Origin of the sequence: Bacillus sp. ms-22, from assembly GCF_009759805.1 — a bacterium.
GTDB classification, from domain to species: Bacteria; Bacillota; Bacilli; order Bacillales; family Bacillaceae; genus Bacillus; species Bacillus xiamenensis.
Genome location: NZ_CP046653.1, coordinates 3,384,339 through 3,402,725, shown reverse-complemented (window position 1 = coordinate 3,402,725; position 18,387 = coordinate 3,384,339). Strand labels below are relative to the sequence as shown.

The following is an 18,387-nucleotide window of genomic DNA, read 5'->3' as shown; positions in this document are numbered from 1 at the left end:
TCCTGCCTAACAAAAAAGGAAAGGAACTCATATGAAACCATCAACCATTAACCAAACGAGTGTACATGAATCAATGGATGCTATTTTACAAGATGTAAAGACAGCCATATTACAAACCAATGAAATCGAACGCTTCGCTGTTTTTTCACGTGAAAAAACCATTCGACCGCGGCCATATCACCTCTCTCATTTATTTCTCGACAAGCATATTGAGCAGGAGGCCGCAGCTGAATCTATACAGACGCAAACGGCTGAGCCTGCTTTGGCAGACATGCCGCCCGCCCTTTCTTATGGAGGAGATTTAGATGTTACAAGAGGTGCACAGACCTTACAGGAAGTCTTAACAGAGGCGGCAAAAACGTCAAATGGGCTTACGTATATTGTGAACAGTGAGAACGAACTCACGCAATCCTATGCGCAGTTACAGGAAGACGCCGAGCGGGTTTTGACTGGTTTAAGGGCACTGGGTCTTGAGGCAGGCGATCCTGTTTTCTTCCAATTTTCATCGAATCATGCTATGGTCACTGCCTTTTGGGCATGTGTATTAGGCGGATTTGTTCCAACACTTGTATCCGCTGCTCCCACCTATCGAGAGATGAATGCGGCAGTGAAGAAGCTTCATCATGCTTGGAAGCTGCTAGAGCATCCGCTCATCCTAACAGATGACTCACTGATCGACGAGGTGCAAGGATTAGCTTTATTGTGGAACACAGATCAATTGCGTGTCGCGGCAGTCGAACCGATGCTTTCTTTAGAACGGGATACAAGGGCTCATCCTGCCGCGCCAGATGATTCCGTCTTCTTTATCTTAACGTCTGGAAGCACAGGGATGCCAAAGTGCGTAGAGCATTCCCATAGAAGTGTGCTTGCGAATGTCAAAGGCACGGTGGCAGCCAATCAATTTACACAAGAGGATGTTTCGTTAGACTGGATGCCTTTAGATCATATTGGCGGTATCGTGATGTTCCACCTTGTCAATGTGTACACAGGGTGCGAGCAGGTACGGGCGAGAACAGATGATTTTATCGCTCAGCCGCTGCGCTGGCTGGACTGGATGGACCGCTACCGTGCAACGAAGACATGGGCACCTAACTTCGCATTTGCAATGATCAATGATTATGAGAAAGAGATTTCTTCAGGATCTTGGGATCTTTCTGCCATGACCTGCATGATCAATGGGGCAGAGGCGGTCGTACCAAAAACCATTCACCGATTTTTACATCTGCTTGCTCCGCATGGTTTAAAGGGAGATGTCATCAGGCCGGCTTTCGGCATGTCCGAAATCTCATCAGCGGTTGTCTTTTCCTTTGCGATTGAGCGGGGAGATGAAAACAGCGGGGTATTGACCTTTGAAGAAACTTCGCTGACAGAGCAGTTGAGGCCGGCGGAGGCACGTGAGACAGGAACCGTCAGCTTTACAGAGCTCGGAAGACCGATTCCAGGCATCACCATCCGCATCGTCAACCATCAGCACGAGCTTCTTCCAGAAGATCATATTGGTTGCGTGCAAATAAAAGGGCCAACCACAATGAAGGGCTATTACCAAAATGACGAAGCGAATGAAGAAGTATTTCAAGCGGATGGCTGGTTTCATACGGGGGATTTAGGTTTCCTTCACGAAGGAAGGCTGACATTAACCGGTAGAGAAAAAGACATGATCATCATCAACGGGAAAAATTATCACAACTATGAAATTGAAGCCATAGCAGAGGAAGTACCAGGCGTAGAAACGAGCTTTGTGGCTGCCTGCTCCGCTCGAATGGAGGCTTCTGCATCCGATGAACTGATTCTCTTTTTTACACCGAAGCTGTATGAGCCGTCTTATATTATGAGGGCAAGCCAGCACATCAAATCCCATATTGCGACAAAAATGGGTTTGTCTACAGCGCGTATCATTCCTGTCCAGAAGCATGCCTTTCCAAAAACAAGCTCTGGAAAAATAGAAAGGGCGCAGCTGAAGACGCGATGGCAGGAAGGCGAATTCGATGAAATCATCAAGGAAATGGACATAAGGCTTGAAAATGAGCATACATTGCCTGATTGGAGTTATCAAAAGCAGTGGACACCTGCTCCGCTTGATGCAGCAGCTGACAAGCAAACAATAGGCGACATGGTGATCTTTGCAGACACATTAGGGCTGGCAGATCAATTGAAATCTCTTTCAAACAGCGAACAAGCATCTATTACGGTTGAACCGGGTCAAACATTCAAACAACTCACACACACACACTTCATCATCCACCCGAATCGGCCGTCTGACTACGAACAACTCTTTGAGACGCTCCGTTCGTATGGCGTTTCGGTGAAACACATCATTCACCTTTGGAACTATACAAACCAAGAAGACAAGCTTCATGTGGCCAAGGCGAAACAAGCGCAGAAAACGGGCAGCATGAGTGCATTATTTTTAACAAAAGCGATTTCCGTCTATGAGGAACCTGTGGCCATCACCTTTGTCTCAGCTCATGCAATGAATTTGCCGGAAGATCATACACATGATGTAGAAAAGGCAACGACAGCCGGGCTGTTGACAGCGGTTCAGCATGAATGGCCGTTTATTCAAGTGCAATGTCTTGATTTTTCTCTGACAGAATCGGCATCAAGTCATTCTCATGCACCAGCGATTATGGCAGAACTCACACATGACAAAGACAGTCATGTGACTGCTTATCGTGAAGGTGTTCGTTATATTCCCCTTTTAACCCCTCTTCATTTGGAAAAGGAACAGAGGGTGAAGAAGCCGCCATTTGAAGCATCTGGGCTCTATGTGATCACAGGTGGGCTTGGCGGAATTGGGCGTATGCTTAGTGAACATCTGCTCACATCCTATCAAGCACATCTCGTATTGCTTGGTAGAAAAGAGCAAGAGGCTTTATCTGCAGAGCAGCAAGAGACCCTGTCTTTACTGAAGGAACAGGCAAAAGTCTATGGCGGCACGGTTCTTTATGAGAAAACGAACATCACCGATGCAAAAGAGATTGAAGCCGCCATCTCAAGACATGAGGTCACTCGAGATCAAAGGCTGGATGGCATCATCCATTTCGCAGGCATTATTCAAGAAGAGCTGCTTGCTGATATGACGTCTGTGTCGCTAAATAAAATGTACGAAGCGAAGGTATATGGAACGATTGCGCTTCATGAGGCTGCCTCCAAACGGCAGAACGTCTTATTCCTTTCCAGCTCGTCAGCACGTACATTAAAGGGCGGAATGACGGTCGGCGCGTATTGTGCGGCGAATGAGTTCGTTGAACAATTTGCTCATTATCAGAAGATGACGTCTACAGTGAAGCCGTATTGCTTTAGTTTCAGCATGTGGGACGAGGTCGGAATGAGCGAAGGCTCCATGATCAAAGGCATTTTAAAAGAAAGAGGTTATCTTTCGATGTCCAAACAGGCAGGCTTCCGAACGATACTGGCATGTCTGATGACAGATGCTCCGCTCATTTATACGGGATTAGACCGGTCAAAGAAAGAGATTCAAGAGATGGTGGATGCGGAGATGCAAACAGAACAAGCCATTTATGTCTTTTTCAAAACCGATCAAACAAAGGCGGTTGAAGAACGACTGTATCAATCAATTCATACCTGCTTACAGTCCCGGCTGTCTGGTGAATACACGGTGCATCTGTATCCTGAAGAATATTGGAAAGAAACAGAAGATGGCATGCCGGACGAGGCGTATTTTCATGAATTAATAGAAGAAAGCGGACTAGATTCAGAGAACAGAGCACCTCAAACAGAGACAGAGAAACTGCTCGCACATATTTGGGCAGAGCTGCTCGATGTCTCAGATATCAGCTGCGGTGATCATTTCTTTCTACTAGGAGGTCATTCGCTGAAGGCAACGCAAATGCTGTCTGCAGTGAGACAAAGAACCGGTTTTGACGTGCCGCTTGCAGTTCTTTTTGAACATACGAGACTTGGAGAATTAGCGGACTGGATCGATTCACATGCGAAAGCAGATGAAGCAATTCCGATGAGAAAAATGGAAAAGGGTCAGGAGATTCCGATGTCTTATGCCCAGCAAAGACAGTGGTTTCTCTATCAATTAGAGCCCGATCTGCCATTTTACAATAATACGATTTCTTTTCGAATGAACGGACCTTTAGATATAAAGGTGCTTCAGGACAGCCTGCATCAAATGGTGGAAAGACATGAATCGCTCAGAACATCCTTTGCAATGAGCGGGGATGAACCGGTGCAAATCATTCATGACCATATGACCCTTCCAGCGCTTGAAGTGATAGATGTATCAGACCTGGAATCGCAGGAAGAAAAAGAACAAAAAGCGGCTGAATGGGCGAAAAAAGAGGCATCCACCCCTTTTCAACTAGAACGTGGAGCGCTCTTTCGAGTGAAGCTGATTCGGCTTTCACACGCAGATCATTTGCTGCTCATGTCCATCCACCACATCGTGTCAGATGGCTGGTCGATTGGTATTGTCGCAAGAGAATTATCCGAGTGGTACACAGCGGCCATCGAAGGAAGAGAGCCTCACCTGCCGCCGCTGCCGATTCAATATGCAGATTACGCATTATGGCAGAAAGAGTATTTGACAGGAGAGCCGCTCGATAAGCAGCTTTCCTATTGGAAGGAGCAATTTGCTACACCTGTTGAAGAGTTGGTCTTACCGTATGATCATCCGCGACCGGCCGTTCAATCCTATAAAGGAAAAACGAAAACGTATCAGTTGTCGACGCCGCTGTCTGAACAGATTGTAGCCCTATCCAAGAAAACAGACAGCACACTCTATATGACTTTGCTGTCAGCCTTCTCTACGCTTTTACATCGGTTGTCTTCACAGGATGAGTTTGTCATTGGCTCGGTGATTGCTGGGAGAAATCGAGCGGAAATCGAGCATTTAATAGGTTTTTTTGTGAATACATTGGCACTTCGGATCGACCATAGCGGGAATCCAGCTTTTACAGAACTATTAGAGCGAGTGAAGGAGACGACAGTCGGCGCTTATGCGCATCAGGATGTGCCGTTTGATATGGTGGTCGATGAACTGAATATTGCACGTGATGCCAGTAAGCAGCCGCTGTTTCAGGTCATGTTCGTTCTGCAAAACTTACCGCTGGAAGCTTCTCCAATGGGAGAGGCAACATCGGTTTTAGCCATTGAAGATCATGATACAGCCAAATTTGATCTATCCTTGTTTGTTTTTGAAGGCGCTGAAGGTCTCCAGTTAAAGCTTGAGTATCATGCTGACTTATTCTCTGATGACACGATGGAGCGATTCCTCACATACTACGAGCACCTGCTCGAAAGGATTTGTGAGAATCCAGCGCAGCCGATCAAACAACTGAATTTCCTCCCAGAGAAAGAAAAGCATCAATTGCTCTATGAATGGAGTGGAAAAACAGATCAACCAAAAGGCCCGCTTCTCATGACGGAACGATTTGAAGCGCAAGTGAAAAAGACACCTCATGCAGTGGCTCTTGAATTCCAGCGAGAGCAGTGGACGTATCGTGAATTACAAAAGAAAGTCAACCGACTTGCCGTTTATTTGCAGCAGCGAGGCGTCACGCCGCATGAACCAGTCGGACTGCTCATCGACAGATCGCCCGAAATGATTGTTGGGGTGCTTGCCATTGTGAAAGCAGGCGGGGCTTACGTGCCGATTGATCCTGAATATCCAGATACACGCATTGACTATATGCTGAGGGATACAGGCATTAAACTTTTGCTGACAAAAAATGAATGGCTGAAAAAGGTGTCCATCAATCAAACTGAACTCATTTGTCTAGATCAGGGGTATGAAGAATTTTTACCAGAAGCAGAGGTCATGCCTGCTGCACTAAGCCCTGATGGACTTGCTTATATCAATTACACATCGGGGTCGACTGGACAGCCAAAAGGGGTCCTCATTCCGCATCAAGCGGTCATCCGGCTTGTATGTGAAACGGACTATGTCACCCTTGATGAACATACACGAATTTTACAAATCGCCAGCTTCTCTTTTGATGCCTTTACGTATGAAATATGGGGAGCGCTTTTAAACGGGGGTAGGCTCATACTCACAGATCGAAATACGATTTTATCAATGGACGCACTGGCAGATACGCTGAAAGCTTATCAGATTACAACAGGTTTCCTGACTGTGCCGCTGTTCAACCGTTTAACAGAAGAGCATCCAGAAGCCTTATCTGGATTTCATGCATTATTGGTCGGCGGAGATGCATTATCAGCCGCACATATCCGAAAAGCACTGCCGTATTTGCCTGAAGGGCTTTTAAACGGTTATGGACCGACGGAGAATACGACGTTCTCCTGTGTGCATCATATTCGAGCATTGGATGAAGGGCAGGCGACGGTCCCCATTGGACGGCCAATAGCTTATTCACAGGCTTATATATTAGACGACCAGCTGCAACCAGTCCCGCAAGGCGTCATCGGTGAGATCTACGTTGGCGGAACAGGGCTTGCACTCGGTTACCTTGGAGATGAAGAAAAAACAGCGCAATCATTTATCCCGCATCCTTTCCAAGAAGGAGCGCGTTTATATAAAACAGGCGATATGGGCCGCTGGCTGTCAAATGGCCTCATTGACTGCCTTGGAAGAATGGATCATCAAGTGAAAATTCGTGGACACCGCGTCGAATGTGGAGAAATTGAAGCCGCTATGCTGACATTTGATGACATCACAGAATGTGCCGTTATCCCGCATCAGCACGAGAGTGGTCATAAGCGGTTGATCGGTTATTTTGTCCAAAAAGGTGACATGACCCCGCAGGACATTCGCCAAAACCTAAAAGATATACTGCCAGATTATATGGTGCCAAGCCTATTGATGGAGCTTTGCGAACTGCCGCTTACGCCAAACGGGAAGGTAGATCAAAAGCGTCTCCCGCCGCCGGAGTGGAGACAGGAAGAAGTAGAAACAACAACTGACAGAGCAGCCACTGAAGAAGAACGAGTGCTAGAAAAAGTGTGGTCTCAACTGCTCGGTGCTCCTTCTATCGGCGTCCATGATAACTACTTTGAGCTTGGCGGAGATTCTATTATTGTCATACAAATGGTGGCGCGTTTAGCACAGGAAGGCTACGTCATCCAGCCGAGAGATGTTTTTGAAAAACAGACCATTTCGCAGCTTGCCAAGGTGATGAAACAGGCAGATGTCTCCGTGTCCTATGATCAGTCACCTGTGACAGGAGAGGTTCGTCTGCTCCCGATCCAATCTTGGTTCTTTGAGCAATCCATGACCAACCAAGATTATTGGAATCTATCGGCACATATTGAATTCAAGCAGTCTGTACCGCTAAAGCAGTTGACGCAGGTTCTCTCAAAGGTTGTCGATCATCACGATATGCTGAGGGCGGTGTATACAAAAGAGGCAGATGGAACGTGGATACAAACGATTCGTGAGCCGGGCATCCTCCCGTACATCACATGCTTTGATTTGACGAATGTCTCTCAGGAGGAAGCGGTTGAACAAATTCGTTTAGAGACAGAGGCTTGTCAAGGCACATTGTCCTTAGAGCGTGGAGAAGTGATCAAAGCCATTCTTTTTCACACAAGTCATGACACGTCAGAGCTTTTCGTTGCTGCACACCATCTCGTCATGGATGGAATTTCATGGCGCATCATACAAGAAGATATATTAAATGGACTGAAGCAGCTTGCTGCGGGGCAGGACGTGGTCCTTGCAAAGAAAACCGCCTCCTATAAGCAGTGGGCAGATGCGCTATATGAATATGCACAAACAGCGCAATTACAAGAGCAGGCCTCTTTTTGGCAAAAGATCACAGATCAAGAGGAAGAGGGCTCTCCTTTTCAACCGCCTGCGCTTTCTAACATAGAAGAACATGCAGAGATTCTGTCTGTTCAGCTCACAAAGGAACAAACAGATATTTTACTAAGACAGGCATCACAAGCGTACCGGACAGAGATAAATGATTTGCTGTTATCAGGACTTGTACAAGCCATTGGACAGCCGGTGCTTATTACGTTAGAAGGGCATGGACGCGAGGATTTATTTGAACAGATGGATTTGTCACGGACAGTCGGCTGGTTTACGAGCTCTTATCCTATTTTTATTCCTTTTATTCAAACCGATGTTGAAAGACAAATCAAAGACGTCAAAGAAACCTTGAGAGCTGTGCCGCAAAAGGGAATTGGCTATGGCTTGCTTCAATACATGACAGAGCCTCGTCTGCTGAAAACGGCAGCGCCGCAGATAAGCTTTAATTACCTCGGTCAGTTAGATCAGACAGATGGCGATGCAAAGCTATATATAGCAGACGAGCGAAATGGGCATGTACACGATCCGAAGGCAGAAAGACAGCATTTAATTGATGTGTATGGGTACGTGATACATGGTCAGCTTCAGATGAATTTTATGATCAATCGTGAATTGCTCCAACAAGAAAAGGTGCGCCTGTTACCTGAACGATTCAAAGAGAGAATGGAGGATATTCTGACGCATTGTGTAGAAACGAAAGGCGGTTTTACGCCATCTGATTTTCCTATGGCTCAGCTCACGCAAAAACAAGTAGATGAGCTTCCAGACAATGTGGTAGATGTGTATCCGCTGTCTCCAATGCAGCAAGGGATGCTGTTTCATGCACTGCTGGATCAAGCATCACAAGCTTATTTTGGTCAGGTGCATATGACGCTCGAAGGCTTAACTAACGGCGATGCCTATGAACAAGCTTGGAATCTGCTTGTAGAGCGTCATTCCATTTTGAGAACAAAATTCGCTTGGGAAGGGCTAAAGGAGCCTGTCCAGTTCATTCAATCAGAAGGAAGCATTCACCTCACTCAGTACGATGTGCGCCACCTGAGTGATTTGGAGCAGCAAGAGACAATCGAACAATTTCTAGAATCTGATCGTTCAAAGGATTTCAATTTAGAACATATTGATGAACCACTCATTCGTATTGCTTTATTCCATTGTGATGAGAAAAAAAGCACGTTTGTCTTTAGCTTTCATCACATTTTAATAGATGGCTGGAGCTTGTTCAGCTTTATAGAAGAATCCTTTGCATTGTATCGCTCTCTTGTGGACGAACGAGAGATTCGCCTTCCTACTGTCCGCCCATATAAAGATTTTATTGAATGGCTGCACAAGCAGGATCAAGAGAAGGCGCAAGAGTTCTGGCAGCGTTATATGTCAGGCGTAGAGGAAGCAACACCGCTGCCTGGAGACGGTGAGCATGCTTCGGATCAAAGAGCAGGCACTACGCAGGTGAGCGTGAAACTAACGCCGCAGATGCAGCAGAAGCTGGAAGAAATGACTGGCACGCAGAAGGTCACGTTGAGCACACTGATTCAGTCAGCGTGGGGGCTGCTCCTGCATCTTCATTCAGGATCAGAGGAAGTCATATTCGGCGTGACAGTATCAGGCCGGCCAGCGGACTTACCAGAAGTGGAAAGCATGACAGGTCTCTTTATTAACACATTGCCGCTCCGTTTGCCGATCACTTCAGACAAGACCATTGCGCAATTGCTGGCCTATACGCAGGAAACTGTTTTTCACATAAGAGAATTCGAGTATACCGTACTGCCAGATATTCAGCAGATGACCAAGATTCCGAATGGAGAAGCTTTGTTTCACAGCATTGTCGTGTTTGAAAACTATCCGATTGAATCCATTGAACCGTATGGTGTACGCATTTTAGACATTGCAAGTCATGAAGAAACGAACTATGACTTAACCCTTGTTGCAGTGCCTGGAGATACGCTTGAGCTTCGGGTCACATATCACTTAAATCAATATACAGAAAAGCAAATACAAACGCTGATGCAGCAGCTGATTCACACACTTGAGGCCATGACAGAACAAGTGAATACACCGCTCTCTTCCTTCACGATTGTGACAAATGAAGAAAAAGAACGGATGATCAGTGACTGGGCGCAAAACGCACAAGTCAGCGTGCTGTATCCAGACCAAGCAGAGGTCTATGCAGGAGTAAATGATCCTGCCTATGAAACAGAAATATTTATCCTGAATGAAGAGCATCAGCTCATGCCGGTAGGATTTCCTGGGGATATTTTTATCGGTGCAAAGGAGATTAAAGCACTTTGTGGGGAGCTTGCCGATTGGATGGAGACGCATAAAATTCCGCATCCATTCAAACATCAAACAGGCGAATTCCTCTATCCGACAGGGGATGTCGGCGTTTGGACTGAAAAAAGCAAGATTCAGATTTTGGATTGGATGTAGGAGGAGAAAAAAGAATGCTAGTAAGTAGACGAAAAGGAAATGCAGCAAATCATATTGTCAGGATCAACGGAAAACGAATCGATCTTAAAGCACTAGAGAGAGTCATGATGCTTCATTTTCCACTAGAGGAATGTGCTCTCATCCCGAAGAAAAATCAAGAGGGAGGCCTATCGCTTGTGCTATTTGCACAGGCGAAGGACCCTTCGCTGACAAGAGAGGATCTGATGAAAGGCCCGCTTCATCCTTATGAAGTGCCAGCCGCGCTCGTCTTATTACCTTCCTTGCCAAGGGCAGAAAGCGGAGCGGTCGATACAGAAGCGCTCCTTTCAATTGATGTACTAGATGAAGAGGAAGTAAGAAAGATAGAAGAGCGCACCAAAGCCATAGATGGAGTAGAGGAAGCGGCCGCTTTCATTGAGAGTCAGACAGAAAAACAAACACCCTATCATTTAGATGACTTATTTCCAGATAGACAGCGTACGAATGGAAATGAATCGTTTTCAAAAAATGAAGTCAGCCAAACAATAAAATCCTCCGCACAAGAAAAACCACCAGCTCTTGTTTATGGAGGTGATGTGATTAGAAAACCTGGTACACCAGTCACATTGACAGAGGTACTGATTCGAGCCGCCTTTATGTCACCAAATCGCGGAGTCACGTATCTCAAAGAAGGCGGTCAGACGGTGACCCAGACTTACCCGGAATTGCTCACAGGAGCGGAACGTGTCCTGTCTGGATTAAGGGCAGCCGGACTTTCAAACGGCGATCAAGTGTTGCTTCAATTGAAAGATCATCATGATTTTATCACGGTGTTCTGGGGCTGTATTCTCGGAGGAATTATTCCAACCCCAGTCTCTGTACCGCCTGTGTATGATGAAATGAATCAAGGGGTGAACAAGCTGAAGGGCGTGTTTCAGCTGCAAAATGAGCCATTCATTATTACAAACGAAGCGAGTGCTGAGGACATTGCAGGACTGCATGAAACATTTGAATCAAAAGCGATTCCGATTTTAACAATCGAAACATTACTCGCCTGTGATCCAGATGAACAGCATTATGAGCCAGAGCCGGATGAGCCTGTGCTTCAGTTGCTGTCCTCAGGAAGTACGGGTGTACCAAAGTGTATCCGGCACAACCATCAAAGCATTTTATCTAGAATCATCTCCTTTGAGCAGGCAAACGGCTTCACGCATGAGGATGTATCATTGAACTGGATGCCGCTTGATCACGTTGGGGGCATTGTCATGTTTCATGTACATGATGTCTACCTCGGCTGTCAGCAAATAAGTCCATCCATTGATCAATTTATCGAACGGCCGATGGTGTGGCTGGATTGGATAGAAAGATACGGTGTCACCAGGACGTGGGCGCCAAACTTTGCCTTTGCCATGATGAATGAATATGAAGACGACATTCGCAAGGGTAGATGGGATCTTTCCACCTTGACTTATATCATGAATGCAGCTGAAGCGGTTGTTCCAAAAGTAACACAGCGATTCATGCACATCATGGGTCAGCACGGATTAAGCCGTCATGCGATGGTGCCTGCTTACGGCATGTCAGAAACATCCTCAGCCATTGTTCAGTCAAAAGAATTCATGCGTCAAGATGATCAGGATGGACAGCTGACCATTGATCAGACCTCATTAACAAGTGAGATTCAATATGTGGCGCATGATCATCCGCACAAGATGACCTTTACAGAGGTAGGCGTACCGATTCCGTCTGTATGGATTCGAATTGTAGATGAGCATCACCACGTGCTGCCAGAAGATCAGGTGGGACGATTGCAGGTGAAAAGCCCAACGATTATGATGGGCTACTATCAAAATGAGGAAGCCAATCAAGAAGTATTTGCAGAAAACGGTTGGTTTCACACAGGAGATCTAGGGTTTATTCATGAAGGGCGCCTTGTTCTCACAGGCCGTGAAAAAGACATCATCGTCATCAACGGAGCGAACTATTTGAATTATGAAATTGAAGCCGTTGTGGAAGAAGTCGAAGGGGTGGAAGTCACCTTTGCCGCTGCGTATGGCATTTACAACCCAGAATCAAGCAATGATACACTCGCCGTCTTTTTTGTCTCGCAAAAGGAATCAATAGAGGAACAACTGACAATGATTCAGCAGATTAGAGAGGCGGTCATTCGGAAAATAGGGATCGAACCTGACCACATCATTCCGGTGAAAAAAGACCAGTTTCCGAAAACAGAAAGCGGAAAAATTCAACGTGCCCAGTTAGGTGCGGCACTAAAAGATGGAATGTTTCATGATATTGAACGTGCACTTGATCTGGCTTCGGAAAATGAACAAACCCTCCCAGATTGGTTCTTTAAGCGTATTTGGGTAAAAGAGAATATCGGTCCATCTCAGCCGGTGTCAACTGATTATGTACTCGTATTTGAGGATGAAAAAGGGCTTTATCAATCGCTTTATGCACAATTTGAACAAATGAACCTGCCTTATGTTTCTGTGAAAAAGGGTTATGAATTTTTACGCCTGTCAAAAGGGATGTATCAGATGAACCCTAGAATCAAGGGGGATTACGTCAGACTCGTGGCAGCGCTTGAAGCAGATGAATTAAAGGTCGACCGAATTCTTCATTTGTGGAATGTGTCAGACAAGCAGATGATTGCCAGCCCTGCGCAGTTCAAAGAACTGAATGCGAGCACCAGTCAATCCATTTTGTATTTGTATCAATCGCTGAGACAAGAAAATAAAGAGCCGATGCGTCTCGCTGTTGTGACAAACGGTGGTCAATTTGTGAAGGCGCAAGATGAGCTTCATGTGGAGAAAACATCTCTTGTCGGTTTATTAAAAACCATCCCGCAAGAATGGGAAGGAGCAGAAGTATCGCATATTGATATTGAAGCGGAGAATGTGGAACAGGATGCCAAGCACATTGTGGACGAACTCAGTGCGGTTCATATGAAAGCAGAAGTGTCCTATCGACAGGGGCAGCGCCTCGTACCAAAACTGGAAAAAGTCAATATGTTGGAGGCACCTCAAACAGAAGGATTTTTAGAATATGAAGGCCTGTACTTGCTGACTGGCGGACTTGGTGGCATTGGGTTTGAACTGTCTAAGCAAATGCTCCAATTTGGCTTAAAGCTCGTGTTAATTGGACGGACATCACTTGAAGTGGATAAGGAAAAAGAGGAGGCGTTCTCACAGCTTGAAAGAATGGGAGACGTCATCTATGTACAAGCGGATGTGACCGATTTATCTGACGTCGAGCAGGTAATTTATGAAGCAGAAAAGCATTTCGGACAATCAATCCGGGGAGTCCTTCATTTAGCCGGGGCCGGCAATGTGTCTGAGCATTTTCAGCATGTGGACAAGTATACACTGGCTCATACAACGGAAGAAGATTTCACAAAAGAACTTTCAGGTAAAGCAGACGGTGCTTGGGTGCTGCAGGAAGCCTTCAAGCATGACCCGGCAGTACCGCTTGTCTTTTTTGGATCAGTGAATGGCTTTTTTGGCGGCACTACATTTGGGGCATATTCTGCGGCGAACAGCTTTTTAGATGGACTCGCGCATGTCCTTACCCATCATGAAGGAAGAAGAGCGATCTCTTTGAACTTCAGCATGTGGGATAACCTTGGTTTGTCAAAAGGGCATACTGGAGCAGCGCTAACCGTTCGCAAGGGCTTTCAATTGATTGGAAAGAAACAAGGTCTCCATTCATTATGTCTAGGTACTCGTCTAAAAGAAGCGCATCTATTTATCGGCCTGGACGGGGCAAACCAAGAAATCGCTGGACATCTTAAGCCGGCTCCGATCCCGCGTTTTGAAAAGAAGCTTTACTATACGGTTCAACCAGGCAAAGAAGTGCATGTGGGCAAGATCGCAGGCATCACAGAGGGGAAATGGGACATCAAGCAAGTGCCGGATATACCGAAAAAACAAGATGGCTCTATTGATCATCAAGCCCTCAAACAGCTCCATCACAAAAACGCACAGCCGCTTGAAAAGCAATTGCCAGAAACGAAGACAGAGCAGGTGCTTGCGGCAATATGGGAGGATATTTTAGAAGTAGATCGTGTGTACAAAGAGGATCAATTTTTTGACCTTGGCGGACATTCATTAAAGGCGACTCAAACGATTTCCCGCATCAATCATGAGTGTTCAATCAAGGCACCGCTAAAAATTTTATTCGAAAGCAAGAATCTGGCACACTTGGCGCAAATGGTGGATGACATTCAAGGAGCACTAGCCATTCAGGAAGCTGGCATTCCTAAGCTAGAAAAGCAAACAAGCTATGAGTTGTCACATGCCCAGCAGCGGATTTGGTTCTTATCCACATTAGAAAAGAGCCATCATTACAATATTTTAGGTGCTTGGAAGCTGACAGGCCGATTACACATTCAAGCTTTAACGAAAGCCATTGGACTTTTGACCAAACGACATGAGGCATTGCGTGCAACATTTCAAACGCTTGGCGGTAAGCCGGTTCAACTCATTCGAGAAGACCTGCCGCCATCAGTAACAGTGGCGAATTTTTCATTATTTAATGAAAAAACAAGAGTGAGAAGATTAGACCAGCTCATTCAGCAAGAAGCAAATCGTATCTATGATCTAGAAAGAGGTCCGCTTGCACATTGGACGATTGTGGATATAGGCAAAGAAGAATATTATCTGCTTTGCGCACAGCATCATATCATTTCAGATGCATGGTCGCTCAACCTGCTCATTCAAGAATTAGAAGTGGTGTATGACGCTTTGCTTTTAGAAAAAAAACCTCAGCTTCCGTCGCTTGAGATTGAATGGACAGATTATGTCCATTGGGAAAATGAGCAATTAAAGAACCATCAGGACGACCAGAACTATTGGCTTGATACCTTACAAGGAGAGCTTCCGGTGTTAGAGCTCCCATTTGACCGCCCTCGTCCGCCGGTTCAAACATTCAGCGGGGCTACAGAACAAATCGTGATAGATGAACCGCTTGTCCGGCGCTTACAGGCCTTGTCTAAGCAGCAGGGCACAACGCTGTTCATGACGATGTTGTCAGCCTATTATGTCCTGCTTCACAAGCTGTCTGGACAAACAGATGTCATTGTTGGATCGCCGATCGCTGGCCGTGATGTCGAACAATCAGAGCAGCTCGTTGGAATGTTTGTCAATACACTTGCGCTGAGACAGGACGTCTCAAAAGCGGGTACATTTGCTGATTTGCTGGCAAAGGTGAAAGAGATGACGTTAAAAGCCTTTGAACATCAGCATTATCCATTCGACAAGCTTGTGGATGACCTTTCGATTGATAGAGATTTAAGTCGCTCACCGATCTTCCAAGTCGCGATGGGATATGTAACCGACTCGTTAGAGATCAACCTAAAAGGGCTGACATCTGAACAAGTGATGGTCCATCATACAGTATCTAAATTTGATCTCACCCTGCATGTATTTGAGCAGGAAGACAAGCTGTCTATTCACGTAGAATATAATACGGATTTATTTGATCAAGAAACCATCCATCGTTTTATGAAGTATTATCTAAATCTGTTAGATGGCATGACGGCTCAGCCTGAACGGACATTTGCTGATTTTTGCCTAATGGACAAAGCAGAACAGGATGCCATGATCATTGGAAAAAATCAAACCGATACATCTTATCCAAAGCGTACGCTTCAAGAATTGTTTGAAGAACAAGTGCAGCGTGATCCGCATCGCATTGCTTTATCCTATATGGAAGAACACATGACGTATCAAGTTTTAGACGAGAAGGCGACACAGCTTGCTGCCTACTTGCAGTCAAAAGGCATTGGACCCGGTTCCCTTGTCCCGATGCTCTTTGATCGTTCCTTTGACATGATGGTCTCGGTGTTAGGGATCGTCAAGTCGGGTGCAGCTTATGTTCCGATGTCACCCGAGTATCCAGATGCCCGTATCGGTCTGATCGTCCGAGATACACAAAGCGATCTCATCTTAACCCAGTCTCATCTGATCAATCGTTTAGAGGGTCTGACCGCTACAAAGATTGAAATGGACAAGCCGTTACCAGAAACAGACGCAGTGTATCAAAGGGATCAATCGATTGTCGGAGAAGACCAGCTTGCCTATGTCAACTACACTTCAGGGTCAACAGGCACACCTAAAGGCGTGATGCTTCCTCATGCAGGAGTTGTCCGCTTGGTGAAAGAAACAAATTATATTGAAATAGGTTCAGACGATAAAATGCTTCAGCTGTCTAACTATGCATTTGATGCCTTTACATTTGAATTATGGGGAATGCTGCTAAATGGCGGTCAACTGATTCTGATTCCAAAATATGCCGCACTAAATATGGACGAATTAACTCGGTTAATCAAAACACATCAAGTCACATCCAACTGTCTGCCAACCGCGTTATTCAATCGATTGATTGAGCATGACCCTAAAAGTGTCGCTGGCTACCGCACACTGCTCGTTGGCGGAGAAGCCATGTCTAGTGAGCATGCACGAAAGGCATTGCCGCATATGAAAGGTGTGCTGATCAATGCTTACGGCCCAACAGAAAACACGACGTTAGCGACCACTCATCAAGTCACACACGTACCGGAGGATGCAAGATCAGTACCAATTGGTGTACCAGTCGCAAACTCAACAGTCGTCATACTAGATGAATACCTCAATCCAGTACCAATAGGCGTTAAAGGAGAAATCTATATTGGTGGAACTGGACTGGCGAAAGGGTATCTCCATGACCCAGAGCGGACGCAAGAAAGGTTTATTGACAATCCATTCCCGCAATTAAAAGGGGACAAGCTCTATCGCTCAGGTGACCTAGGCAAATGGCGGTCAGATGGCAGTATTGAATATCTCGGCCGAAAAGACAACTTGGTCAAAATTAGAGGCTACCGAATTGAATGTGGAGAAATTGAGACAGCCCTGCTCAAACACCCACAAGTAAAAGAATGTACCGTCATTGCTAAAACGTACGGCAGCTCAAAACGGCTGGCAGCCTACCTTGTCACAGATGGGGGAGAGCCTGTTCCCGGATGGAAAGCATTTTTACAGGAAAGCCTGCCAGGCTATATGATTCCAAGTTACTTTATCGTACTTGACGCAATTCCCGTCACAATGAATGGGAAGGTCGATCAAAAAGCTTTGCCGGAGCCGACAGACGCAGTCTCATCCTCACATGAAGACGATCAACCGGCAACAGAAACACAGCAGCTGATTGTGACAGCTTTCAGTGAAGTGCTTGGTGTCAAACGAGTAGGAATTCATGATTCATTCTTTGATTTAGGTGGAGATTCCATTATGAGTATTCAAGCCGTTGCCAAATTAAAAGAAAAAGGTGTCCGTGTTGATCCGAAATGGATTTTCATGCACCCAGCGCCAGCACAGTTAGCGGCATATTTGGACACAGTGCCAGAAACAGGCGAGCCTGTCGAAAGAGCGCCGAAAGACTATGTGATCGAGTTGAAAAAAGGGGATCCGGCTGAACCGAGAATTTTCTTTGCACCGCCTGCTGGTGGAACGGTGATGGGGTATATCGATGTGGCCAAGCTCATGACACATGAAGGATCTGTTTATGCCTTGCAGTCTCCGGGCTTGTATGAGGATGAAGAACCACAATTCCTTCATTATACAGAGCTTGTCACCATTTTTATTGAAGCCATTGAGACATTCTATCGACCAGGCATTGATTATCTGGCAGGGCATTCCATGGGCGGACATCTTGCTTACGGAATGAATCAGAGACTCTGTCATGCAGGAAAAGCGCCAAAAGGATTGATCATTTTAGATACGGTTCCGGTATTAAGAGATGAGGCAGATGAGGCGCTTCATGCCGATATGAACGAAGAAGAAGTGAAAATGCTCGCCCTCGTCCTAGGTATGGGGAACCTCGTCGGCATCAAACCAGAAGCATTACAAGGGCTCAGTTTCCAAGAAGTGAAGCAGAAAATCCTCAAAGAAGCAGAAAAGGATGAAGTCGTTCATCAATTTATGAATGATCACTATTTAGATAAATACTTGCAAATGCAAACGCATAATACCATTATGTCACAAGCCATTGAATTAGAAAAAGAACCATTCCCTGTGCCGTTTTATATTGTACAGAGCAGTGACCACGCCACAGATTTTCAGAAGAAGTTTGCCGACTGGGAGGCTTATACGAAAGGGACGTGCACGTATTATCACATCAAAGGCGACCATGTCACCATGATGAAAAGACCTCAGGCAGATCATCTTGCACAGATTCTTGAAACGATTGTAAAGGGGTAAGGACGT

Annotated in this window: 2 protein-coding genes; both read left to right on the top strand. The window is 45.8% G+C overall.

The features are described 5' to 3' along the window. Positions 1 to 31 precede the first annotated feature (31 nt). Entirely contained in the window at positions 32 to 10,168 is a 10,137-nt protein-coding gene (locus GPA07_RS17590) for a non-ribosomal peptide synthetase (RefSeq protein WP_157293071.1), read from the top strand. Between the two features lie 14 nt (positions 10,169 to 10,182). After that, complete coding sequence (locus GPA07_RS17585) at positions 10,183 to 18,381, top strand: non-ribosomal peptide synthetase (protein ID WP_157293070.1); 8,199 nt, start codon at positions 10,183 to 10,185, stop codon at positions 18,379 to 18,381. Positions 18,382 to 18,387: the final 6 nt, after the last annotated feature.

Coding starts and splice junctions, on each gene's coding strand:
- GPA07_RS17590 (WP_157293071.1), top strand. CDS start 32: ATGAAACCATCAACCATTAACCAAACGAGTGTACATGAATCAATGGAT.
- GPA07_RS17585 (WP_157293070.1), top strand. CDS start 10,183: ATGCTAGTAAGTAGACGAAAAGGAAATGCAGCAAATCATATTGTCAGG.